The 23,978-nt window shown below is 61.8% G+C and carries 16 protein-coding genes; 7 read left to right on the plus strand and 9 right to left on the minus strand.

Features of this window, described 5'->3' with window-relative positions; genetic code table 11:
* The first annotated feature begins 11 nt into the window (after positions 1–11).
* Together Q4E25_RS07320 and Q4E25_RS07325 are read left to right on the plus strand one after the other, a co-directional pair.
* Complete coding sequence (locus Q4E25_RS07320) at positions 12–1,508, plus strand: ATP-binding protein (RefSeq protein ID WP_303155892.1); 1,497 nt, start codon at positions 12–14, stop codon at positions 1,506–1,508.
* Between the two features lie 151 nt (positions 1,509–1,659).
* Positions 1,660–4,854: a Z1 domain-containing protein gene (locus Q4E25_RS07325; RefSeq protein ID WP_303155894.1), complete on the plus strand. Its 3,195-nt coding sequence runs from the start codon at positions 1,660–1,662 to the stop codon at positions 4,852–4,854.
* Between the two features lie 103 nt (positions 4,855–4,957).
* Here the strand turns inward: Q4E25_RS07325 and Q4E25_RS07330 are convergent, their stop codons facing one another.
* The 7 genes from Q4E25_RS07330 to Q4E25_RS07360 all read right to left on the minus strand — a co-directional run bounded on the left by Q4E25_RS07330 (position 4,958) and on the right by Q4E25_RS07360 (position 15,597).
* Positions 4,958–5,941 carry a class C sortase gene (locus Q4E25_RS07330; protein ID WP_303155897.1) on the minus strand — a complete coding sequence of 328 codons (984 nt, stop codon included), beginning with the start codon at positions 5,939–5,941 and terminating at the stop codon, positions 4,958–4,960.
* Between the two features lie 11 nt (positions 5,942–5,952).
* Positions 5,953–10,032, minus strand: a complete 4,080-nt coding sequence (locus Q4E25_RS07335; RefSeq protein ID WP_303155900.1) for an LPXTG cell wall anchor domain-containing protein — start codon at positions 10,030–10,032, stop codon at positions 5,953–5,955.
* A gap of 11 nt (positions 10,033–10,043) precedes the next feature.
* Complete coding sequence (locus tag Q4E25_RS07340; RefSeq protein WP_303155902.1) at positions 10,044–10,868, minus strand: surface anchored protein; 825 nt, start codon at positions 10,866–10,868, stop codon at positions 10,044–10,046.
* Positions 10,869–10,926: 58 nt separating this feature from the next.
* Positions 10,927–11,889, minus strand: coding sequence for a class C sortase (locus Q4E25_RS07345; protein WP_303155906.1), 963 nt, complete (start codon positions 11,887–11,889; stop codon positions 10,927–10,929).
* A 268-nt stretch (positions 11,890–12,157) separates the two neighbouring features.
* Positions 12,158–13,780 carry a SpaH/EbpB family LPXTG-anchored major pilin gene (locus Q4E25_RS07350; RefSeq protein WP_303155909.1) on the minus strand — a complete coding sequence of 541 codons (1,623 nt, stop codon included), beginning with the start codon at positions 13,778–13,780 and terminating at the stop codon, positions 12,158–12,160.
* Between the two features lie 511 nt (positions 13,781–14,291).
* Complete coding sequence (locus tag Q4E25_RS07355) at positions 14,292–14,756, minus strand: hypothetical protein (protein WP_303155911.1); 465 nt, start codon at positions 14,754–14,756, stop codon at positions 14,292–14,294.
* Positions 14,757–14,877: 121 nt separating this feature from the next.
* The gene (locus tag Q4E25_RS07360) at positions 14,878–15,597 is read right to left on the minus strand and encodes a Crp/Fnr family transcriptional regulator (RefSeq protein WP_303155913.1); all 720 of its coding nucleotides are present in this window, start codon (positions 15,595–15,597) and stop codon (positions 14,878–14,880) included.
* Between the two features lie 159 nt (positions 15,598–15,756).
* Here Q4E25_RS07360 and Q4E25_RS07365 point away from each other — a divergent pair, with 159 nt between their 5' ends.
* Positions 15,757–15,990: a cation transporter gene (locus Q4E25_RS07365; protein WP_303155915.1), complete on the plus strand. Its 234-nt coding sequence runs from the start codon at positions 15,757–15,759 to the stop codon at positions 15,988–15,990.
* A gap of 139 nt (positions 15,991–16,129) precedes the next feature.
* Positions 16,130–18,016, plus strand: coding sequence for a cation-translocating P-type ATPase (locus tag Q4E25_RS07370; RefSeq protein ID WP_303155959.1), 1,887 nt, complete (start codon positions 16,130–16,132; stop codon positions 18,014–18,016).
* 11 nt (positions 18,017–18,027) lie between these two features.
* On the opposite strand, the gene Q4E25_RS07375 is transcribed toward Q4E25_RS07370, so the two are convergent.
* On the minus strand, positions 18,028–19,092 hold the full coding sequence (locus tag Q4E25_RS07375; RefSeq protein WP_303155918.1) for an alpha/beta hydrolase family protein: 1,065 nt from the start codon (positions 19,090–19,092) through the stop codon (positions 18,028–18,030).
* Between the two features lie 317 nt (positions 19,093–19,409).
* Here Q4E25_RS07375 and Q4E25_RS07380 point away from each other — a divergent pair, with 317 nt between their 5' ends.
* The gene (locus tag Q4E25_RS07380; RefSeq protein ID WP_303155920.1) at positions 19,410–20,099 is read left to right on the plus strand and encodes a hemolysin III family protein; all 690 of its coding nucleotides are present in this window, start codon (positions 19,410–19,412) and stop codon (positions 20,097–20,099) included.
* On the opposite strand, the gene Q4E25_RS07385 is transcribed toward Q4E25_RS07380, so the two are convergent.
* Positions 20,096–21,394 (minus strand): acetyl-CoA C-acetyltransferase, encoded by a 1,299-nt coding sequence (locus tag Q4E25_RS07385; protein ID WP_303155924.1) that lies wholly within the window; start codon positions 21,392–21,394, stop codon positions 20,096–20,098. The genes Q4E25_RS07380 and Q4E25_RS07385 overlap by 4 nt on opposite strands.
* A gap of 166 nt (positions 21,395–21,560) precedes the next feature.
* Here Q4E25_RS07385 and Q4E25_RS07390 point away from each other — a divergent pair, with 166 nt between their 5' ends.
* Positions 21,561–22,940 (plus strand): 3-oxoacyl-ACP reductase, encoded by a 1,380-nt coding sequence (locus Q4E25_RS07390; RefSeq protein ID WP_303155963.1) that lies wholly within the window; start codon positions 21,561–21,563, stop codon positions 22,938–22,940.
* Positions 22,941–22,958: 18 nt separating this feature from the next.
* Positions 22,959–23,957, plus strand: coding sequence for a MaoC/PaaZ C-terminal domain-containing protein (locus Q4E25_RS07395; protein ID WP_303155927.1), 999 nt, complete (start codon positions 22,959–22,961; stop codon positions 23,955–23,957).
* Positions 23,958–23,978 lie beyond the last annotated feature (21 nt).

A 23,978-nucleotide genomic window follows, 5' to 3' on the forward strand; every position in this document is an offset into this window, starting at 1 on the left:
ACTTACAAGACATGAAACGACTAGATTCTTCTGAAATTTCGAAGACCATCGAACTTCCTCCGAGTGAATCAATTCATCAGGCACTTGGGGCGAACCACGACTTGTGCTCTGGCATAGACGAGTTGGTCGATAACTCCATCGATGCGAATGCACAGAACGTTTGCATCGTCTTTAGAGTGGCAGGCTTTCGCCTTGAGCAGATTGATATCCATGACGACGGACTCGGAATGGACGCCGCAAAAATGGAGAGGGTACTGAGGCTCGGCGGTCACGAAGCACACTCCGACAACAACATCGGGATTTACGGCATGGGGCTCAAAGAGGGATCCTTTGCCAACGCAGATGCATTCACCGTCGCTTCACGCGTAAAAGGGCATTTCGCCACGGGTATTCGCCTCCAAAAAGACAGCTTTGTTGCTGGCGTGCTCAACGAAAGAGCATTAACTCCGATATGGAATCTGCGCAGTGGATTGGTTAGTCCCAAGCACGGGACAACCGTAGTGTGGAATGCGCTCTCTGGTATCTACGAAGGAAACGACGAAGCTGAAGCTAACGCTTACCTTTCCACTACTATTGAAAAGCTGCGCAAGCACTTAGGTATTCGCTATCATCGTTTTCTTGAACAGGAGCGAGTCAGCCTTCGCATTTTTGTAGTCTACGATGGCGATGGTCCACACGAGACTCCAAGCGTGTCTCCAATCAATCCGTGTGGCTACCGTAAATCAGGGCACAAAAATTATCCTCGCCGCTTGAGCATTGGAGGAAGCCCGAACGCGCATGGTCTTACGGTGCATATTTGGACTAACCGCTCAAAGCTGGACGAGTTCCAACTTGAGTCAAAGGATGATCTAGGGCATCAAGGTTTCTATGTCTACATCGCAGACCGGCTAATTACGCAGGGGGGATGGTTTGGATTCCAGGAGCCTCGAAAAGACTACAAACTCTTGAGAGTTGTCATTGACGAGCCCGAAGTCATTAGGCAATACATAACAATTAGTCCTCAAAAGGGTTCTGTCCGGCTCGCCGAGGATTTCCACCGTTTCATGGAGAGTCTGCGTGTTGTGGGCGGCGATGACGCGTCTTTCGAGCAGGTTTGCAGTGATGCCGTTGAAGTGCTGAGAAACTCCAACCGGCGCTCAGGAAATCCGGATCCCCTCGCGGAAGGTGGGCAGGGCTTGGCGCCATCAATCAAAAGGGCGATTGAAGATGAGGCTGTTATCAAGACGAGTGACCCCGTAAGCGTGGTGTGGACGAGCATTCCTAGCGGTGAGTTTGTTGAAGTGGATGCTAATCAAAGCGTCATTTGGCTGAATAAGGACTATCGAAAGCTTTTGAATCCTGGTAGGGGGACGTTTAATGATGCCCCTTTAGTTAAGACCTTGGTCTATCTGCTTTTTGGGGACATCGCTACCTCGAAAAAGACTGCGAAGGCAAAGGCTAACGCATCGTTGTGGTCAAAACTTTTGACGGTGGCCGCGGAGGAGCAGATCAAGCAACAGGAGAGTTGATTTTCTTCGCTGGGATCGCTCATCTGTTCGGAGACCATTGAATTGTAGGGTGCCATGTCCGGTTTCCCAGGTATTTTAGTTCTCGATTCTGATTTTTTATGCGGTTCATCACTCTTAGCGGTGGTGGATTGCACTGCTGAGAGGAGCATACGTGTCCACCCACCGAACTACCCCCGATGGCAATGACTATGCCAATATTAAAGAAGCTATTGCACATGTTCTTAACCCCTCAAACCTAAGCCTCCTTGCGTCCTTGCAGCAGCGTCTCGAATTGATGGAGGGGATGAGTCTTGACGAGCAGTCGCTCGGCGAATTTATCTCTCAGTCGTCGGAAGAAGAAATACAGCCGCTGATGACCTTTGTTCTCGCAGCAATTGACGGCGATAACTCAGTGATTAAGCCAAAGACTGATACTGAGCCAACGACTCAAGAGCGGAAAGAATGGGTCCTACAACAGCTTGGGCTTGAGGCCCAAGCAGAGTTGATCGAGGGGCGGCTTCCTGAACCGGAACCGACGGTAATCATCGAAGAGAGCTTTGACGAGTGGTATACGCCTGCACGCCAGACAGGGAATACAAAATATTGGGATGACTATGTCCGCGTGCTTAGACGAAACGGATGGGATGCAGCATCGATTGATACTGTCGGAAAGCAAGCAACTGAGGTCATCCGTCGAATTGAAGATCCTAAGAAGCCGCACTATTTGTCTTCTCGTGGCTTGGTCGTTGGCTACGTACAAAGTGGTAAGACTGCGAACTTCACGGGTGTTGCTGCAAAAGCAATTGACGCCGGCTATCGCTTCATTGTCATCCTTGCCGGCACAATGGATAACTTGCGTGAACAAACCCAACGGCGCTTGGACAAAGAGCTGTGCGGCCGGGAAGCGGTTCTCAGCGGACTTGATGAGGACGATCTCACAGCCCGCGAGCGTAAAGACGAGACATATTTCAATGGCGACGAGGAATGGGAGCGAGACTGGGAAGAGAAGGGCGGAGCATTTCTTTCACATGGGGCTGTCTATGGACAGAAGGGCTTTCCGCGAATTAAGCGCGTAACGACTTCCGTACGCGACTATCGCCGTAACGGGACGAACGCGATTGAGATCGAACGCCCAGACAAGACGAAGCCCGTGCATCACCCAGACAATTTGGACAGCATGCCATGTCTAATCGCCGTGGTGAAGAAAAACGCCAGCGTTCTAAAGAATCTGAATTCTGATCTTCGTCGGGCTGCTCGTCTTAACAAAGACTTGAAGGATCTTCCCATGCTGGTCATCGATGATGAGTCAGACCAGGCTTCGATTAATACCAAGAACCAAAAGCGAACTTCGCTGGAGGAGAAGGAACGAACTGCGGTCAACGAGCAGATTACCGACCTACTCAGGACTTGCCCTCGTGCACAATACATTGGATATACCGCGACGCCGTTTGCCAATGTGTTTGTCGATCCTTCGGATCCTACCGATCTCTATCCCCATCACTACGTTTTATTGCTGAATGAGCCGCCCGCGTACCGAGGTGCCAAGTGGTTCCACGATCGTATGGATTTTGCTGATGACCCAGATGAGGCCACCATCGAGAATTCCCAGAGCAAGGCATTCATCAGAGACCTCGCTGACCGAGATGAATTCCCAGAAGATGAAGATTTCGATGCTATCCGAGTCGATGAACTACAAGAAGCACTGGACATGTTTGTGCTTACAGGCGCTATAAAGGAGTTCCGAGAGTCAAAGCATCCAGGGCTTACATTCAAACACCACACAATGCTCGTCCACGAAGGTGTTGGTACCGAAATCCACGGTGATGGAAAGCAAGTTCTCGAGGAGTTATGGCACAAGCGGGCCTACAACCTTCGGCGCACGATCCCCGCGTTGCAAGAGCTCTTTAAGGAAGATCTTCTCCCTGTGATGAAGATTGATAGGTTTAACGGTGGATACGCATGTCCAGAGTCATTCCAAGACCTCGAGCCGTTCATCGGCGAAGCGTACTCGGAAATGATGTCTGGAGTCCAGGCAGGCAAGAGTCCGATTCTTCAGGTCGACACGGTTGGCAAAGAGAGTCCCAATTTCGAGTCGGGTGGCGTATGGAAAGTCCTGGTCGGAGGTGCACAACTTTCACGTGGATATACCGTCGAAGGCCTGACTGTCTCGTACTTCCGGCGAAGGGCGGGGAGCGCGGATACCTTGATGCAAACAGGCCGTTGGTTTGGGTTCCGCAAAGGTTACCAAGACTTGGTGCGATTGTATGCACCCCGTGATCTCGTCGAACTTTTTGAGGCCGCCATGCATGACGAAGAAGTGTTCCGTGACCGAGCCAAGGTTTATGCTCAGCAGGATCTTGACGATGAAAAACGCATGACGCCGAGACGGATTGCTCCCGTTGTCCAGCAGTCACTTCCCGATCTCAAACCGACAAGCAAGAACAAAATGTTCAATGCCTACATTCGTTCGAGTGCAGCGGCGCCAAATGTAGTGGAATTGAACTCTATTCCGGACCGCAAGGAACGGGGCAAGCTAGCAGAGAACTTCCGCAACGTTGGCATTCCGCTTCTTCATGCACTCGAAACTGAGCCAACGAAGATGGCCTACTTCCGCCTCGAAGGCATGCGGTCCGGACGCGTCTTTGCTCACGCTGGTTACCGAGACTTCTATGCTGGCACGCTTCCGTCCAATTCGTTCGTAGCGTTACTCGATGCAATGAAGTGGTACGACGGATCAAACTTCAAAGAGAACATCATTTCTCCCCATATTCGATACCTGAAGGGGTTAATGGGAACCGGTAAGCATTCTCGCGTGGCGGCATCAGACTTTAGCGAAGTTGCGGTTTTGCTTCCAGTGCTTTCGAAGAACCCCGAAACCATTGAGGTCCCAGGGATTCCTTTCCCAGTCCCACTGGTGCGCCGCAGCCGCCGTGAAGATCGACACGATATTACTGGTACTGATCGTAAGTACACCTACATCATGCAGAGCATCGCGTCTGGTCAGTCAGTTCTTACCCCTCGTATTACTGACCTATCGGAGTACTCGGGGTACCTCAAGAACCCTTTTAAGCGACAAAAGGATCTCAAAGAGCCCTTTGACCTTGATCCATTGGTTGCAAAGAGCCGTGGTGCAGTCTTACTCACCGTGTTTGATGACCGAAACCCAGACGTGGTGAGCAACTCAAAGAAAAATGGCACCTTCGTTCCGCCGCGGTGGGATAAGGGGGAAGTCGGTCTTGCCTTGGCATTCAATTCTCCGCACGAAGCTGTGCGTGGTACGGCTGGAGTTGTTGAGTGGGGTGTTTACCTCCGAGGCGACGGAACCGGGGACGATGTGGTGATTGAGAGCTTCAGCGCTCAGGACTAGGGGACAGTTAAAAGAGATGCAGCCCGCCCGCGCTTCCAAAAGGAAGAGCGGGCGGGCTGAACGGTTGACTCAAGGATACCTCAGGGCCGGGGTAGGGGAGGGGCTAGTCGTCCTCGGCGTTGCGCTGGGCTTTGCCCTTGGCCTTGGCCTTGCTCTGGGCCTTCGCCGTGGAGAAGTTCCTCCGCCACCACCACATGAGTGCGGCGATGATGAGCGCTGCGGCGGCGAGGATGGCCCACATCCACCACTGCAGGTGAGGGCCGCGCTTGTTGAAGGCGTCGGCGTCGTCAGGCTCCATGGCCACGCGGTGGGCGTGGACCAGCAGGCGGTGGGTGTTGATGCCGTAGGGAGTGCAGGTCACCAGGGTGATGAGGTCCTCACCGGGCACGCGGCGTAGCTGATCGGTCTCCTCAGGCAGGACAACGCTGATGTCGTGCACCTCGTACTTCATGCGCTGGCCGGAGACCGCGATGTAGATGGCGTCGCCCTCCTTCACCTTGGACAGGTCATCCCACAACGTGGCCGTCTGCAAACCGGTGTGGGCGGTCAGCACGGCGTGGCGGCCCTCAGCGGGGATGTCGGCGCCGGGCTGGCCGGGTTGGAGCCCGGCAGGCAAAGCGCCCACCGGGAGATCCGTGCCGTAGAGGTGGCCCACACCCTTGTCCAGCACGGCATCGCTCGTGCCGTGGTAGACGGGCAGATCGGAATCGATGGAGGGGATAACGATGCGCGCCATGACGGAGGTCTCAGCCAACTGGCTGAGGTAGCGCAGGTAGCGCTGGTACTCCGGGCTGGACTCGTCCTCGTGGGAGGTCCAGGCGTCGGCAAGCTGCGCGTCCTGGCGCTCAGCGTTGTAGCGCTGAGCTTCCTCCCATGCGCCGTGCAGGACCTCCGGGGCAGCGGCGGCCTCCAGCTTGGAGTACGCGTCTGCGGCCTTGCGCTGGCCGTAGTTGTTCCACTGCGTGGCCACCACGGGGTAGAGCAGTACGGCCAGGCCGGCCAGGATAAGCACCACGGCAATGATGGCATTGCCGTTGGCCTTGGGCTTCCTGGTTGCTGTGGGCTTCTTGGTATCGGTGGATTTCATAGTGAGTGTTCCTATGCGCGGCGGCGGGCCACAAGCGCACCGGCGGCGATGATGAGAGCGCCCAGCAGGGCCAACCAGCCCACGCCCATCCCGCCGGTCTTGGGCAGGGAGCCCACGGTGACGTCGGCGATCTGGATGGTCACCACGTCTTTATCGGCGGTGGGCACGATGCTGGCCGGGAAGCCGTTCTTCTGGTCCTGGAACTCGATCTGTGCCTTGCCGTCGGCATCACGGGAAACGGTGAGCAGAATCGGCTTGGGCAGCAGCGAGTAACCAGCAGGGGAGCGGGTCTCCACCAGGAAGTAGGTCTGGCCGGACTTCACGGTGGTCGCACCGGAGGTTCCGCCCTGCGGGACCTCGATGGGGGTGCCCTCGCCGGTGGGCTGGAGCTGGCCATCGGGGCCGAGGGAGGTCTCGAAGAGTGCAAAGGAGGCGTCGAGAAGCACGGCGTTGTCCTCGTGATCAACCTTCTGCAGCTGGATCTTCACATCAGGATCCTCCGGCGGACATTCGGCCGTGGAGGAATTGTTGCCGTGATCCGGATCTTCCTCATTACCCAGCACCGTGGCGGTGTTGGGCACGCAGCGGGCAGGGGTGCCCTCATCCACGGCGGCGGAGAACTCGAGGGACGCGGACTGGTTGAGCTTCACAGGCCCAAAGATGGCCTGGAAAGCGGTCTTATCACCGTTGATTTCTACAAGAACGTTGGAGGGGTTGGCGTCTACGCGTACGTCCTTCAGACCCGCGGGAAACATATCCGTGAGCACGAAGCCAGAGGAACCATCCGGGCCCAGGTTGGACACCGTGGCGCGCCACCGCAGGCGGGCGGGCTGGACGCTGGTATCCACGCCCAGGAACTCCTTGGTGATCTGCAGATCCGTCTTCAACGGGGCGGTGCCGTTGCTGGTGCCGTTGGAGTTATAAGACACCGGCACGTTGCGCTCCACGCTGATGAGCTCAGCGGTGGGGTTGGCGGAGTCCGGGTTGATGATGCGCAGGCGCACGCCATCGGCAGTGGAGACAGTACTGGCGGTGCCAAAGCCCAAGTCGCCGTTGCCGTAGGTCCACGCCTTGCCCCACTGCAAACCGGTGGGAACGGAAAGGCCAGCGGCGGACTTCAGGTCGGTGATGTCGATTTCCTTGCGCTGACCGGTGCGCAGATCCACGCGCTCAAGCAGCACACGGCCACCGGAGACCCAACCGTTGCGGATACCCCAGGCGTAGGTGCCGTTGGAGAAGTCCTCACCGCCGACGGTCTGCGGCAGTACGGTGTAGTCCTCCACGCGGTAGTTGCTCTTTTGACCGCTGTGATCGGTGGGGTTGCCGTAGCGCACCGCCGCAGTGACGTGATCCAGGTTGACCTTGTACAAAGCACCGCTGCCGGATAGCGAGGCGTTGGAGACCCAGTAGTCACCGTTGGCATCGAAGAAGCCGTTGTTGATACCACCCCACAGGTCATTAGCCCAAGGCTGATCGTAGTTTCCGGCAAAGGCGTAGTCCTGAGTACCAGGCTTGGTCACCTTGCCCAGGTTGTAGACCTGGCCGGTCATGGGGTCGATCTGCAGGAGGTGACCAGCGGGGAAGCAGGGATCCTCCAGCGGGACCACGTCCGCGCCGTAACTATAGCCGTTGCTCTGAGCATCCATGTTGCGGATGACCTTGTGCTGGCCGATGCGCGGCTGGGAGATGGCGTAGAGCCAATTGTCGTCGGCGTTATACGCCAGCGAGTTGATCACCCAGCCGCTCTCCTTGCCAATAGGAACGAACTGCGCCGCACCCTGCTTCTGGTAGTAGAGCTGGGTGGAGTAGCGGTTCTGGCCGTCCGGCTTGGACGCCGTGACGTAGACGCGGTTTCCCTCGGCCTTTTCTACCTCAGTGAGCTCGCGGGCCGGGCGGCGGTAGGTCGAGGCCTGCCCATTGCCCATGTAGGGGATAGGGCGGCCATTGGGATCAGTCACGTCGGCGACACAACGCTGCGGGATCTCGCGGGCCGCGCGGTAGAGCTTGACCATGCCCACGCCGCAGGCGGTTGAGCGCTTGGTCAGGTTGATCTTGACGGCACGGTACTGCACGCCGTTATCACGGATGGGGGAGTTGAAACGGATAAGTAGGCGGTTGCCCTGGGTCTGCAGGGTATAGCTGCTGCTGCCGATGCTGATGGGGGCGCGGTAGAGATCCATGCCGGGGTAGACCTGCACCGTGAGGTAGCGGTAATCGCTTACGCTTCCGATGTTGGAACCCATATCCACCGAGATCATCGAGAGATCCCCGTTGAAGCTGTTGTCTTTGACCTCATGAACCCACTGGGTAAACACCGCAGTGCTGCCATCGGTGCACTGCGTGGCGGTATTGGGCAGGTAGACGTAGCCCGCCTGGGAGGTCTCCGTGGCCGGCGGGGACAGGGGAGAATCACTGGGAGCGCCCAGGGTGCCGGTATCGCGGCGCCAGGGGGTGCCGGTATCCGGCTGGTCCTTGGCCACACCCCAGATGGTCAGTGCGGTGCCGTCACAGGTTAGGCCCTGTGCATCCGGGATGAAGACGTGGAAATCGGAGTAGACGTGCGGCGGGGCCTGCAGCGGGTTGTTGAAGATGATAAACAGCGAGTCCCCCTCCACGCGGGTGGAAAAGTCCAGGCCGTTGGAGAGGTTCATGAAGCCGGAGCTGCCGCCGGTATTTCCGAATTGAACGCGGAAGCGGGGATCATTGGTATCAATGCTGGCGGCGTTGCGCAGCTTGACCTCCAGCATGGAGACGTTCTGCGAGGAACCACTGGTCGCACCGCCGACGCTATCGGCGGTGCGCCACCACTTCTTGAAGTAGGGGACACCATCGACGGTGCCACACTGGTGATCCGATTGCGGCAGCTTGACCGTATCCGCCGGTGGGAATGCGGGCGCGGCCTCGGTGGTGCCGTAGATGTCCATGCTGATCTTTGCGTTGGCAGGATCGAAGGAAAAGCGCGAAATGAGCTCAAAGGCGGCTGACTGTGCGAGCTCGATGGAGTCCACACGGGAGCCGTTGACCATGGGGTAGAACTCAAACTCCAGGTAGCCCAGCTGGTTGCTGATCACGCGCTTGCCGCTGCTGATCTGCGCGGTGCCGGCGGGCGCGGTGATGCCGTTGAGATTGAAGGTGAAGTCTTTGACGTCGAAGGCCTGGCCGGGCTTTTCCAGGCGGATAACCGCCTTGCTGAAGGTAGAAGCGCGCACGGTGCTGGCCTTAGTGGAATACGGGCCGGTGCCCGCGCCGGTGGTGGAGACATCCTTGAGCTGCAAGCCGCCGAGGCCGTTGACGCTGAAGCTGGGGTGCTGGCCACCGGCATCGGGCGCGGAGCAGTCCTGCGCTGCGACGTTAAACTCCCAGCGGGTGGTCGCCCCAGCGCTCAATACGTATCCGGCCTCCGGGGAAGCGGTGACAGTGACGGTGGAGGTGTCCGTGTCGTCGTGGCGTTCGTAGCGAACGCCGGTGACCTGTGGGAGTTCCACGGTCTTGCGCACGCCGCACTGGCCCGGCTCCACGAGCTTGGGCGCCTGCGGGGTGATCTCGGTGAGCGCCGGGGCGTCCTCCGCGCCAGAGACGGTCATCCGTGGGTTCGTCAGCGGTGCGAAGTACTGGGCCACGATGGTGACGCGCTGGCCAGCCCGCACGGGGACATCGGCAACGTTCAGTTGCCATTTCTTTGCGCTGAAATCCCAACCGAAGCCAGGGTTGGAAATCCTGCTTCCTCCCACCAAGAGGTAGGCGTTATCGCTGGCGGGGGAGCGCAGCGCGGTGAGCTTGGAATCCTCCAGCACCACGGTGTTGAGCGTGCCGGAGTGGGTGGCCGTCAGGGAAAAGCCCTTGAGGTCCACGTCTTCGTAGCCCACGGAGGCGGCACCGGAGTCCTGCCACGCGGTCTGCGCGTTTGCCTTCGGGGTGGCTCCGCCGAAACCGGCGGGCAATAGCACGGACACAACCAGGCCGAGGGCGATGGCGAGTGCTAAGACGCAGCGCGCCACCGTGGCGGTGCGCACTGCGGCGGTATGCCCTGTTGCGGTGTGTGCGGTCAGCGTTGCGGGCCCGGCGCTACGGGATGCAGTGACAATACGCATAGGTGGTGCCGTTAGTCTTTCTTATTTCGTCGTGCGGATGCGGTTACTGTGATGACGCCAGCGCCGATGAGCGCCAGGCCAGCAAAGACAATGCCGATGACCTGAACACCCGTCATGGCCAGGCCAGGTGGCAGGGGAGTTGCAGGGGCACCGGGCGGTGGTGGTGCCTTGACTGTGGTGCCGGGCGTGCCCGGCTCGCTGGGCTCCGTGGGCGGCGGTGGTGCCTTGACTGTGGTGCCTGGGGTACGCGGCGTGGTGGGCGTGGGCGGAGTATCCCGCGGGGTAGTGGGCGGGGATGGCGGGGTCGAGGGTGTGGTGGAACGTGGCTTGGCCACAATGACACCCGCCGGGGCGGTGCCCTCCTCCTCGGAGACCTGGAAAGGCACAGCGACGAGGAAGGAGTTGATGTTGCGGTGCTGTGGGCTAGGCGCCTCAGAGACCACCAGGAAGATGCCGCGGGGAAGGTCCTCGAAGAGCACCGTGCCGTTTGCGTCGGTGGCCGCGCGGAAGGTGCGGGATTTCTCCCACTGCTGGGCAATGGCCTCCAGGCTGGTGCCGTGAATCTTTGCGAGGTCTCCCTGGGAGTTCGGGTCAATACCAGCTAGTTGTTGCAGCTCGATCATCACGCCGTCGACCTTCCCGGTAGGCGGGGTGCCATCAGCGTTGCGATTACCGCGGGCCAGGGTGATCTGCAGGTTATGCGTCATGGCGGTGGCGCTATCCTGCAGGGAGTCCGCGCCGACCACGGGCACGGCGTGCGCCGGGGTGGGCGCCCAGGCGCCGGTGCTGCTCCAGGCCAGCAGCGCTGCGGTGCAGGCTGCCATCCCCGTGCCCACGCGGGTGCGCGTTCTACTAGTGTGGGCGCTCCTGGTGCGCGTCTTACTGGTCACTGTCCTACCGGTGCGTGTCATAGTTACCTTCCCCTGGGCGGGCGTTGTGCTTGATGGGTTCTTCTTCTGTGTGCTGGGGTTTTCTTGCGCGGCGGGCGGTGTGCCACAGCCACCACGCCAGCGAGATTCCGGCCAGCATGACCGCTGTGAGCAGCGCGTACATCCACCACTGCCAGCCGGAACCGTGGGTGCTATCCAAAAGCGTTGCTTCGGCGGCATCGAGTGGTACCTGGTGTCCACGCACCAGCAGGCGGTGGGAGTTGATGCCATAGGGGGTGCAGGTGATTAGCGTGATGTAATCCTTGCCCTCCTCCGGGCGCAGACCTTCTGTCTGCGTGGGCAGTACTACGCTGCGCTTGTCCACGACGTATTTCATCCTGTGGCCCGAAACCTGCACGTAGAAGACGTCACCCTCTGTGAGCTTGGCGAGGTTATCGAACATCGTGACGTTGGTCAGCCCGGTGTGTCCGGTAATGACTGCGTGGGTTCCCGGACCGCCTACGGGCAGGTCGGATCCGTAGAGATGGCCCAGGCCTTCCTGCAGGGTTTTCTCTTCCGTGCCGTGGTAGAGCGGCAAATCCACGGTGATGCTGGGGATCACGATGCGCGCCATGGCCTTGGTGGCTGAGAGCTGAGTGAGGTACTCGGCGTAGTCGGCGTTGGACTCGTCGATTTGGTTTAGCCAGGGATCCAGGATGGGCCCGGTGGTGCGGGTGCTGTTGTAGTTGTGGGCTGCATCCCACTGCGTCTGCTTGGCCTCTTGTGGCGCGGCGGCGTCGAGCTTGGCGTATTCCTGCGCGGCCTTGGTGGTGTTGTGGTTATTCCACGCTGTAGCCACTATCGGGTAGGCCATGACCAGCATGCCGATGATGACCAGCAGCGCGGGCAACAGTATGCGTGCCGGCCGGCCTGCCTTGTTGCGTTGGGGTGGCCGCTTTCCCGGGCGGGAAGCAAGAACAAGCTTCACTCAGAACTCCACAACTGTTGTGACAGATAGCCGCCCCTGGCCGAAATCCGGCATGCTGAGCTTTCACGAATCTTCGGGGGTGCAGGACTACGAGAATTGGAAAGACAAAAATCTAAAACTGTAAAAACAAAAAAGAAACGGGGTAGCTCTTGCGGAGCGGCGTGGCGATGTCTCACCTTCCGCCCCGCTCAGCCACACCCCGCGGGGGAGTGTGGCCTAGCCCAGGCAGCTACGTTCCTGGGCTAGGGATGAGCGCTTGCCAGCGCGATTAGTTCTTGGCACTGCGGCGTGCGAAGAACGCACCGGCGCCAATGATGAGAGCACCGATAGCCGCGAGGATGCCCACGCCGGCGCCGCCGGTCAGGGGCAGGTTCGGGGTCTCCTGGCGGACGTTCTCGATCTCCAGGGCGCCGTTCTTCAGCGGGGTGGATGCAGAGGCCAGGCTGATGATCGGTTGGTTGTTCAGCGGGTCATCGCCACGAGCTTCGGTGACAGTAAGCGTGAACTGGTGAAGCTTATCGGACAGGGCATAACCAGCGGGTGCCTCGATCTCCTTCAGGCAGTAAGCCAGATCCTGCGGCACATCGCCAGTGTTGTTGTCATTGAAGACGTTGTTGACGTGCAGGCCATCGATGGTGAATACGCCATTCTTGTCGGTGACAAACTCGTTCTGGCCCTTGATGGTGACGCGGTTTTCTTCCTTATCGTCGACGCCAGCCTCGCACTTATCATCCTCAGACTGGAAGAGGGCGAACTTAGCGCCAGAAAGCGGCTTCTTGCCTTCACCATTGTCGGAGTTGGCATCGACCTTCTGAACCTTGACCTTGCCGTGGTAGGTGTAAACCTTGTTGGTCTTGTTCTCAATGTCGTTGCCGCCATTGGGGTTGTTGGTGATGATGGTGGCCTCGTTGGTGATGTCACCCGCATCCTCGCCCACCGGAAGAACCTCTACATCAAAGATGAGGGAAAGGGTCTCGCCAGACTTGACCTTGTCTAGGCCGGAACGAGTTAGCTCAACGGTCAGCTTGGTGCCGACGGTAGCGCTGGCACCCGTCGCGGTGACCGTGTAATCGGCGTCGTCGAGAACTAGACCTTCAGCGGTCTTAGCTTCAATGTTGGCAGTCGCTTCATCGAAGGAAACGCGCGGATCGAGCTGATCCTCGAAGTAGAACTTGGTCAGCTTCTTGCTGTCATCGAAGTGCGGAGCTTGACCGGTCACGGTGTAGGTGATGCTGTCACCTGCGTTCTGGTTAGCGTCGTCGACTTCCTTGGTCACCTGGACCTTGGAGTTCTTCGGGTAGACGTGGACGTCGTAGTTCCAGTTGCTCTTCTGGCCCTCGCCGTTTTGTGCTGACTGATCTTCATCGTTGTTGGTGGTCGGAACAAACACCAAGAAGGGCTTGCCAGGAACTAGGGAGGTGTTATCGGTAACGACCTCTTCGACCAAGTAGACGCCGATCGGAAGATCCGTCGCGGTGAAAACACCATTGGTGCTGGTCAGTTCCTTGGTATCACCAAAGGGCTTCGCAGTCTCCGGCGTCAGGGCCTTAGCCTTGGCGAATCCCTCGTTAGTGGTGAGGTCAGCCTCGACCTGGGTCACCTCGAACTTAATGGACTTAAGGTCCTCTTCGGTGACATCGTTGCCCGGCTCGTCGTTGAGCTGATTACCAGAGTGGTTGGTTCCGTCCTCAGCACCAATGCGCTTGTGAATGGTAATGGAGCCGGTCTTGGTGAAGTCGATGTTGCCGCTGGCGACATTCTGAGCCGGAGCCTCCTGGGCAAGCACGGAAACCTGCTCCGCAGCAGCGATGCCCGGGGCAGCCAGGGCGGTAGACAGGCCTACGATTGCTGCAAATGATACGGAGCGGGCCGTACGAGAAACTTTTTTCACGCGAAAAGTCCTTTTCATGGCGAGTAAACGGAGACTTTCTCCATTTACGAGGAATACGAATCACGCGACCGTCGCCCTTGAATGGCTTAAGGGGCGACGTTCCCCAACGCACCTTAGTTAAGGTTCCTCTCAGGAATCTGTCGCGGATTGCCTCATTTTTGGTGAACCCTGACGGAAAGGCAAGTTGAAACAAAGCGAAAATTAAGATCCCTCTAAGGAATGGGTAACGTTCGACACCCCTCCCATAAAGTGTTTTAATGGCTAACTAATCGGTGTCGTATCAACCAACCTACGGGTTGGTAATTTGCGGCGGGTGTCAATTTGTATCCCTGCCAGCGGAAAAAGCCTCATTTAATGCAAGTCTTATGCAAACGGAAGTGGCAAAAGAAATACCGACCAACAGGTCGGCTTGAGTGCTCTAAATGTGCCTCATATTTCTAGGTGAGATGAATCACCAATCTGAGGATCGGTCCGATTATGTGTGTTTGGTTCTGCTTAGTCAGCGGCGTCCTTAGAAGCCCTGGAGTTTGCTGTAGATGTAGATCGGAATAAAGAGAACGGGAATCTGCAGCGCTAGGATGAGGGCCCCGCGCAGCGTGCGCGTGCGGCCTTTGCTGGTGGCACACCGCGCGCCAAGGATGAAGCCCAAGGGGATGAGGGCGAAGGACGCGAGGAATGCGCCTAGAAGAACGAATATTCCGCTAAAACCCATTCCCATGGAGGAGTCATAATCCGAGGTGGCATCAGCGGAGATGAGAAGAAGGAAGCCCAGGCCCCACAGGGCGAGCAAAACGAGCGGGCACAGCAGGCCCATGATTTCATCGGGGCGCCACGTGCGCTTGGACTGCGCGGGGGCGTCATGAAGCCCGGATGCGTCATGAGGGGCATCCGTGCCGTTGGGGGCGAATGCGGTCTCCGGGGCGGGGTTTGGGTTCTGGGGAGGGAGGAAAGGCCCTTCCGGCTGCGGTGCGGTCATGAGGGAGTCCTTAGGGAGAGGGAATTACCTCAGCATCATACTGTGATGTGGCTCCCCGCGCCGTGGCTCATGGGGAGCAGTGCCCGGAATGGCGGGAGCAGTGCTCGGGGCGGTATGCAATTTAGTCCTTGGGCAGCGGTGCAAGCAGCTGAATCTTCTGCCGTCCCGGTGCCAGCACGCCCCTTTTCACCAAGGCAGACATGGCGCGTGACGTGGACTCCACCGTGGTGCCGGCCAAACCGGCGACATCCTCGCGGCGAATGGGGGCGTCGACAAGCCGGGTGGAATCAGCAAGGGTGCGGCCGAACTTCTCATCCAGGTAACGCAGCGCGTCGAGTACCCGCACCCGCACCCGCGAGGTGGCGTCTTGGACCTTACGGGTCTGGGATTCGCGCAGTCGGCGCTGCTGCAAGTGGAGTAGCGCCACGGCCAGCGGCGGGTGGGCGGTGACTACCTCGCTGAGCTTATCCGCCGGTAGGAAGAGGCAGCACACGGTGGTGGTGGCCCAGGCACCCAGCGCCGCGGTGGGCTCGCCCAAGACCATGCTGCCCAGGACATCGCCCGGCCCGCACATGTCCACGGTGACCTCGTCGCCTTCAGCCGTGGATTGGCTCAGGCGCACGATGCCGGACATCACCATGTACAGCCCGTGCAGGGCCTCGCCCTGGGTGTAGATGGCGGAGCCTTCCTCCCAGGCCAGCGAGATGACGTGGCTATCAAAGTCGCGGCGGGCAGCAGGATCGAGCCCGCGGGTAAGCGGCGAGTGAGCCATGACGCGCTCGCACACCTGTGGGGGACAGGTATGCGGAGTGGAGCAGTGTCCGGAGACGTGTGAGGCCATGCCCCGAGCATAGTGCCCTGGTGTTCTGTTTCCTCTTTGATGTCCTCTTTGATCTAGGTCAAGGAAGCCAGCGCGGAACTGCCTTAGCGTCATAGGTGAACAGGGAAAAGGCCCCTGCCACAGAGTCAGAGACTCGACGTCAAAAGAAAGGGAAAGAGCATGTCTGCTACCACTATCAAGAAGATCGTCCTGCGTTCCGATGAGTTCTCCTGCCCCTCCTGTGTGGCCAAGATTGAGGCCAAGCTCACCGCCATGCCGGGAGTGGACAGCGCCGAGGTGAAGTTCAGCTCGGGGCGCATCGTTATCGAGTATGACCCGGAAACCGTCAGCGTGAAACAGCTCGTGGCGGCCGTCAAGGACGTTGGCTACACCGCCACGCCCAGCATGTACTAGTGCCTAAAGGCCTAAAGCCTGATGGAGTTGAGTGCTGATGGAGTTGAGGGTGAGTAGGCGGAGTGGAAGGAAAACCATGAAGGTGAGTATCTCCCCAGACACATGGAAGAACTGGGGGCCGGTAGCGGCGGCCGGCGTCATGATCGTCGCAAGCTGGGCCAGCGGGATGTCCTGGCTGATGCTGGTGGCCGCGGTGATCGCGGGCTATCGCATCGCTGTGAGCGCGGTGCTGGCGCTGCGCGTGAAGATGATCAGCATCGACCTGCTGGTGGTCGTGGCCGCCGTGGGCGCGGTCTTCATTGATAACTACTGGGAATCCGCCGCGGTGACCTTCCTCTTTGCCCTGGGCAAGGCGTTGGAGGCCGCCACCATGCGCAAGACGCGCCGGGCACTAAGTGAGCTGGTGGAGCAAGCACCCATGACGGCGCGGGTGCTGCGCGGGGATGGAAGCGCTGAAGCCATGGAGGAGACCGTGGAGCTGTGGGAAGTCGAGCCAGGGGATATCGTCCTGGTGAAAAACGGCGAGCAGATTCCGGTGGACGGCACCATCGTGCAGGGCGCTGGCGGGATCGACGAGGCCGTGATCACCGGCGAGTCCATCCCCGCGGAGAAGTCCCAGGGCCACAAGGTCTTCGCCGGCACCTGGCTGCGCAGTGGCGCGGTGCGCGTCGAGGCCCAGGAGATCGGCGCGGACTCCACGTTGGCCAAGATCATCCACCGGGTGGAAGAGGCCCAGGACGATAAGGCGCGCACCCAGTCCTTCCTGGAGAAGTTCAGCCAGTGGTACACCCCGGCCATCATGCTGGGCGCGCTGCTGGTGGGGCTGGTTGCCCGTCATGTTGAGCTGGCACTGACGCTGCTCGTCATCGGCTGCCCGGGCGCGTTGGTCATTAGTATCCCGGTCTCTATCGTCGCGGGCATCGGCCGCGCGGCGCGCGACGGCATCCTCATCAAGGGAGGGGACTACCTGGAGCAGGCCGCCAAGGTGGACGCGGTGGTCGTCGATAAGACGGGCACCCTCACCGAGGGCCGGCCGAAGCTCAGCGATGTCCTTACCCTGCCCGGTGACACGCACCATCCTGCGGTGACATGGAGCGAGGAGGAGATCCTCGCTATGGCCGCCGACGTGGAAAGTGCTTCCGAGCACCCGCTGGCCGCGGCCATCGTGGAGGGCGCGGTTGAGCGCGGCTTGCGTGCCGAGGGCGCGGTGAGTGAGGTTGAGGACGTCGAAGCCATCGTGGGCAAAGGCGTGCGCGCCACCGTTCCGGGAATCGGGACGGTCACCGTGGGCAGTGCGGCGCTGCTGGCCGAGGGCGAGGCACTCGATGCCGCGCGGGCGCTGGTAGCTGAGCTCAACGAGCAGGGCAAGACGGCGATGATCGTCGGCGTTGACGGGCAGGCCCGCGGCGTGGTGGCGGTGGCCGATGCGATTCGCCCCGAGGCTAAGCCCGCCGTCGAGGCCCTGCACCGCGCGGGTATCACCGTGGTCATGGCCACCGGTGACGCCGACGCCGTGGCGCGCACCGTGGCCGCCGAGGTGGGCATCGACGAGTATCACGCGCAGATGCTGCCCGAGTCCAAGGTGGAGGTGGTCCGTGAGCTGGCCCAAGCCTGGCACACGGTGGCCATGCTGGGCGATGGTATTAACGACATGCCTGCGCTGGCCACCGCGGATGTCGGCGTGGCCATGGGCGCGGCCGGTTCCCCGGCCACCATCGACACCGCGGACATCGCGCTCATGGCTGATAGGCTGACACGCCTGCCGCAGGCCCTCATCCTGGCCAAGCGCACGGCGCGCACCATGCGCATCAACATCGCGATTGCACTGCTCACAGTGCTGGTGCTTATGCTGGGCGTGTTCCTGGGCGGGGTGACCATGGCCATCGGCATGCTCGTCCACGAGGCCAGCGTCCTGCTAGTCATCGCCATCGCCATGCTTCTGCTGCGCCCGGTGCGCGGCGTGGAGGCGGACCAGCCAGCCCAGCCCGCCAGGAAGGCGGCGGGGCAGCCGACACCGGTGGGGTAGGGGCTGGAGCTTTAGGCGCCGATGGTACGCGCGATGGTCTGGTCCCAGCTCAGCTTCATCTGGTGGGAAAAGAGGCCGAAGGTGTGCGAGCCCTGCGGGCTGAAGTAGCGGTTCACGCGCACCCCGGCCTTGCGGGCGTTGCGGGTGAACTCCTCCGAGCACTGGTTAGCCACCATCTCCACCGCGCGGGGGCCGAGCCACTGGCTGGGGTTGTTGGTGCCGTCGATGGGGCCGGGGGTGCCGGAGGCGGAGCCCACGAAGACCTCTACGCCGCGCAGGCGGCCGGGGTTGGCGTTGGGATCGTGGTCGAACCACTGCGGGGAGCCGGGTAGGCCCCAGGCATTAAAGGAGGAGCCGCCGCCGTAGGCGATCATCGCCGTGGAGGTGGGAAAGCCCATCGCACCGGAGCGTACCGGACAGCCGGAGTAGGAGGCCGCCGCCTTGTAGCGCTGCGGGGCGTGCGCGGCGATGTCGAGTGCGGCGCCACCGGTGGAGGAGATGCCGCCGATGGCGTCGCGGCCGGTGCCGTGGAATTCGGCGTCGATAAGCGGCGGCAACTCGGCGGTCATGTAGGTGTTCCACTTGTTCACGCCCAGGATGGGATCCTCGGCGTTCCAGTCAGTGTAGAGAGAATAGGCCCCGCCCAGCGGCATGACGATGTTGGCGTTCTTATCCGCCGCCCAGGACTTGATGTCCGAGTGGGTCATCCAGTTCATCCCGGCCTGGCCGCCCTCCACGCCGGGCAGCAGATAGAAGGAGGGGCGCGGCTTATCGCCCGGGGGAAGCAGGACGTTGTTGGAGATCACCGCGTGGTTGGCCGGCGACCACACATCCACCACCCAGTAGTTGCCGCCCATGTGGCGCTTGGAGGTGATGAAGGGCTTGGTGCCCAGCCAGGGCTGTGGGTTGGTCACGCGCGAGGAGACCTCACCGATGGTGCTGGACTGTGCGGAGGCGGTGCCGATGCCAGCCGAGGCCGCCCCCAGCGCCACCGTGGCGGCCGCGAGCAACGCCACGGCGCGGTGAGGGGATGAGGCGGCCGCGGCGCGGCGAAAACGTGAGACATAGGAAAACATAATGTGCGTAGTCTACGTGCCCTGAGTCCCCGAACTGCAAATATTGGGAGAAAAAATGGCGGTAACTTTTGTTCCACTCTTGTCCGCGGCGGCCAGCCGCCGTATAGTTACGGGCACGTAAGTTTTGGGGGTGAACGCGTCAACCGCCACGTCACCGACCCCTACCCAAAGACAAGGCCGTCACTATGAACACACACGGTGCACAGACACACGCCCCACACGCGAGTGCGGCACGCGGGCACGCTCCTGCGGAAGCCGCTACTGAAACTGAAGAAGCCGTTACGGAAGAACCGAGCGTTACGGAAGAACCGACGGCGATGGAGCAGCTCATCCAGCGCACCTACTGGATGGCGGACCGCGGTCAGCGCCCTCTGACCCGCGGCTGGGGGCACCTCTTCGCCGCGTTGCTCTCACTCATTGCCTCCACGGTGCTCATTACCTATTCCTGGATGACGCTGACCTGGAAGCAGGGCCTGGCGGTGACCGTCTACGGCGTGGGGGTGGTGGGGCTGTTTTCCATCTCCGCGCTCTACCACCGCTGGCCCTGGCCCACCGCCCGGGCGGTGCAGTGGTGGCGGCGCGCGGATCACGCCACCATCGCCGTCTTCATTGCCGCCACCTACACCCCACTGTGCGCGCTGACCCTGCCTGGGGCGCAGGCCGCGTGGATGCTGGGCATCGCCTGGCTGGGCGCCGTCCTGGGCGCGCTGCTCAACCTGGTGTGGATCAACCACCCGCGCTGGCTGGACGTGGTGGTCTACCTGGCGCTGGGCTGGCTCATCCTGCCGCTGATCCCCAGCGTGTGGGCCAACGCGGGTGCCGCGGTGGTGTGGCTGCTCGTGGCCGGCGGCATCATCTACTCGCTCGGGGCGCTGGTCTATGGCTTCAAGTGGCCGGGCCGCAACGCCCGGTGGTACGGCTACCACGAGCACTTCCACACCGCCACCATCGCTGCGGTGGTGGTGCACATGGTGGCGGTGTGGATGGCCGTGGTGGCTGCCGCTTAGGCCGCCTCGAGGATTGCGGCCACACCCTGGCCGCCGGCCCCGCAGATAGAGATCAGCGCGCGGCCGCCGCCATTTTCTTTCAGCGTCTTGGCGGCGGTGGCCAGGATGCGGGTGCCGGTGGCGGCAAAGGGATGGCCGGCCGCCAGGGAGGAGCCCTTGACGTTGAGCGTGCTGCGGTCGATGGGCCCGAGCGCGCCGTCCAGCCCGAGGCGCTCGCGGCAGTAGCTCTCATCCGCCCAGGCCTTGAGCGTGGCCAGCACCTGGGAGGCGAAGGCCTCGTGGATCTCGTAGAAGTCAAAGTCCTGCAGGCTTAAGCCATTGCGGGCTAGCAGCCGCGGCACGGCGTAGGTCGGAGCCATGAGCAGGCCGTCGGTCCCGTGCACGAAGTCCACCGCGGCGGTTTCAGAATCCACCAGGAAGGCCAGCGGCTCCAGGTTGTGCTCGGCGGCGAAGTCCTCGCTGCCCAGCAGCAGGGTAGAGGCACCGTCACTGAGGGCCGTGGAGTTGCCCGCGGTCATCGTGGCCTGGGCGCCGTGCTGCTCGGCGTCGCGCTTACCAAAGACCGGCGTGAGCGCGCCCAGTGCCTCCAGCGAGGTATCCGGGCGCAGCGTGCCATCGCGGTGCAGGCCTAAAAAGCTGGTGCTCAGATCATCAAAGAAGCCCGCGTCCCACGCCGCGGCCAGGTTGCGGTGGGAAGCCAGCGCCAGCTCGTCCTGTGCGGCACGGGAAATCCCGAATTCGCGGGCGGTGATGGCGGCGTGCTCGCCCATGGATAGCCCCGTGCGCGGTTCCTCATTGCGGGGAAGCTCCGGGAGGAACTGGGAGGGGCGGAGGCTGCCGATAAGCTGCGCGCGGCGCAGCGCCGAGCGGGTGTGGGTGAGCTCGATGAGGGTGGTGCGGAGGGAATCGCCAAGCACCAGCGGGGCATCCGAGGTGGTGTCCGCGCCGCCGGCGATGCCCGAGTCGATGCGCCCGGAGCGGATGCCATCCGCCACGGTGATAGTGGCCGTCAGCGAGGTGCAGCAGGCCTGCTGAATATCCATGGCCGGGGTGGTGGAATCCAGCGCGGAGCCGAGCACAGCTTCGCGGGTGAGGTTGAAGTCGCGGGAGTGCTTGATCACCGCGCCGCCGGCCACCAGGCCTAGCCGGGTCTCGTGCAGCCCGAAGCGCGCGATGAGCCCGTCGAGGGCGCTGGTGAACATGTCCAGGTTGCTGGCCTTGGCGTAATGCTTGTTCGAGCGGGCAAAGGGGATGCGGTTGCCGCCCAGGATGGCAACGCGGGTGGCCAGTGACATGCAGAAACTCCTTCGGGGTGCGCAGCGGGCTTGCTGTGGTGCACAGCTTAGCGGGTACTGTTAGCTGTGTCACGAACGTGGTGCCGGCGTTGAGCCGGAGAGCTGCAGTCACGAATAAGGAGAAAAGGAGGAGACGGTGAGGAAAGCCTCGCTCGGAGAAAAGCTGATGACGTCCCCGCTGGCCGCCAAGGCCGGCGTGCCGCAGGGCTACCCGCTGCGCCGTTTTGCCCCGGGGAAGCCGCCGCTGGAAGCGCCGGTGGTGCTCGGCGGTGAGGGCCGCCTGCGCGCCGGGCTGGCCCGGCTGCTGGAGGGGGACTATCACCTCATCGAGGAGCACGCGGATACCCGCCGCGCGGGCGTGGTGTTTGACGCCACAGGGCTTAACAGCCCGCAGCAGCTGCGCGAGCTCTATGACTTCTTCCACCCACAGCTGGCCAAGCTCGCGCCGAACGCGCGGCTGCTCATCATCGGCACGGATCCCGCAAGTATGAGCGGGGCAGCCGGGGTTGCCGGCGCTGCCAGCACGCAGGCGCGGATTGCGGCCCGGGCGCTGGAAGGGTTTAGCCGTTCCTTGGCCAAGGAGATGCGTAAGGGCGCCACGGTGAACCTGGTGTGGACGGATGCCGCGGCCAGCGCCACAGACGTGGAGGCCACCGTCCGTTTCTTCCTCTCCGGAAAGTCCGCTTTTGTGGACGGCCAGGTGGTGCGTGTGGCGCCGGCCGCTCAGTCCCGGCACCCGCGCCCGGAGTCCTGGGAGCAACCGCTGGCCGGCCGCGTGGCCGTGGTCACCGGTGCCGCCCGCGGCATCGGCGCGACCATCGCGGAGGTCCTCGCCCGCGAGGGCGCCGAGGTCATCTGCATCGACGTTCCGCAGGCCAGCGAGCAGCTCAGCGCCACCGCCAACAAGGTCAAGGGCACCGCGCTCAGCCTCGATGTCACGGAACCGCAGGCCGCCCAGCGTATTGCCGAGCACGCCCGGGCACGCTACGGAGTTAAATACAGTGACAAGAACAGTGACAAGCACAGTGATAAGAGCAGTGGCGCCGGGGTCATCGACATCCTCGTCCACAACGCCGGTATTACCCGCGACAAGCTGCTCTACAACATGAGCCCCGAGCAGTGGGACGCGGTGCTGGCCGTCAACCTTCTCGCCCCGGTGCGCATCACCGAAGAGCTCATGGAGGCCGGCCACCTCGCGCAGGGCGCGTCCGTCATTGGGGTCTCCTCCATGGCGGGCATTTCCGGCAACCGCGGCCAGACCAACTACGCCACCACCAAGGCCGGCATCATCGGGCTGGTGGAGTCCTTGGCCGAGCCGCTGGCACAGACCGGCGCCACCATCAACGCGGTGGCCCCCGGCTTCATCGAGACCGCCATGACCGCCGTCATGCCCTTCGGCCCGCGTGAGATCGGCCGCCGCCTCAACTCCCTGCAGCAGGCCGGGCTGCCCGTGGACGTGGCCGAGACCGTGGCTTTCTTCGCCGCCGCGCCCACCGTGACCGGAAACACCGTGCGCGTGTGCGGGCAGAACCTCATGGGGGCTTAAGCAATGGATGCTACGAACGTGCAGAATGCACAGGGTGCACAGGACTCGCAGAACCGAGTGGAGTTTCAGCAGCTGCCCGCCATCCCGGATCTCACGCGGCTCTACCTGGGCCAGGCCTTCCGGGCGCTGCCCCTGCTAGGCGGCACGCAGCGGGTGGTCGATGATCCGCGCGTTGGATTCCGGGTCTCCGGCGTGCGCACCGATCCCGGGCAGCTGGCCGCGTACTGCTCCGCGGTGGGCTTTGCGCTTGGCGATGCCCTCCCCGCCTCCTTCCCCTACCTCCTCAGCTTCCCCCTGGCCATTGCGGTCATGGACGCGCCGGGCTTCCCCTTCCCGGCAATGGGCGCGGTGCACCTGAGCAATGTCATCACCCAGCACCGGCCGGTGCACGCCGGCGAGAGCCTGGGGCTGGAGGTCTTTGCCGATAACCTGCGCGCCCACCGCAAGGGGTTGGTCATCGACATGCACACCCGGCTGCGTGCGGGCGGGGAGTTGGCCTGGGAGCAGACCTCGAGTTTCCTCTCCGTCGGCGCGACCTGGAGCGCGGACACCCCGGAGCACGTGCGCGAGCGCCCGGAGGATTCTTGCCGGCGGGCTGGCACGCCGCTGGCTGCGCGCGAGCTCTTCGCACACACCGCCGCCGCGCGCCTGGACTTCAGCCCCAGCGGGGTCAAAGAGTACGCGCGAGCCTCAGGGGATAAGAACCCCATCCACGTCTCCCGCCTGGGTGCGCGTGCCTTTGGTTTCCCGGCCCCCATTGCCCACGGCATGTTGAGCTTCGCGCGCGTGCTGGCCTTTGCCGGGCCCACGTTGCCGCAGGCCGGCGAGCTGCGCGTGGACTTCTACAAGCCGCTGGTGGTGCCAGGACGCGCGAGCCTGTACGTGTATGGAAAGAAAGGGGCCTCGCCAAGCGGGGCCTCTCCAAGAGGGGCAACGCCAAGCCGGCGCTACGAGCTGCGCAGCGCGCGCACGCCGGAGAAGCTGCACGCCGTGGTCGACGTGCAGCCACTCAGCTAGGCAAAGTACGGGGCGAGGCGA

This window comes from Corynebacterium sp., assembly GCF_030532325.1.
Lineage (GTDB): Bacteria > Actinomycetota > Actinomycetes > Mycobacteriales > Mycobacteriaceae > Corynebacterium.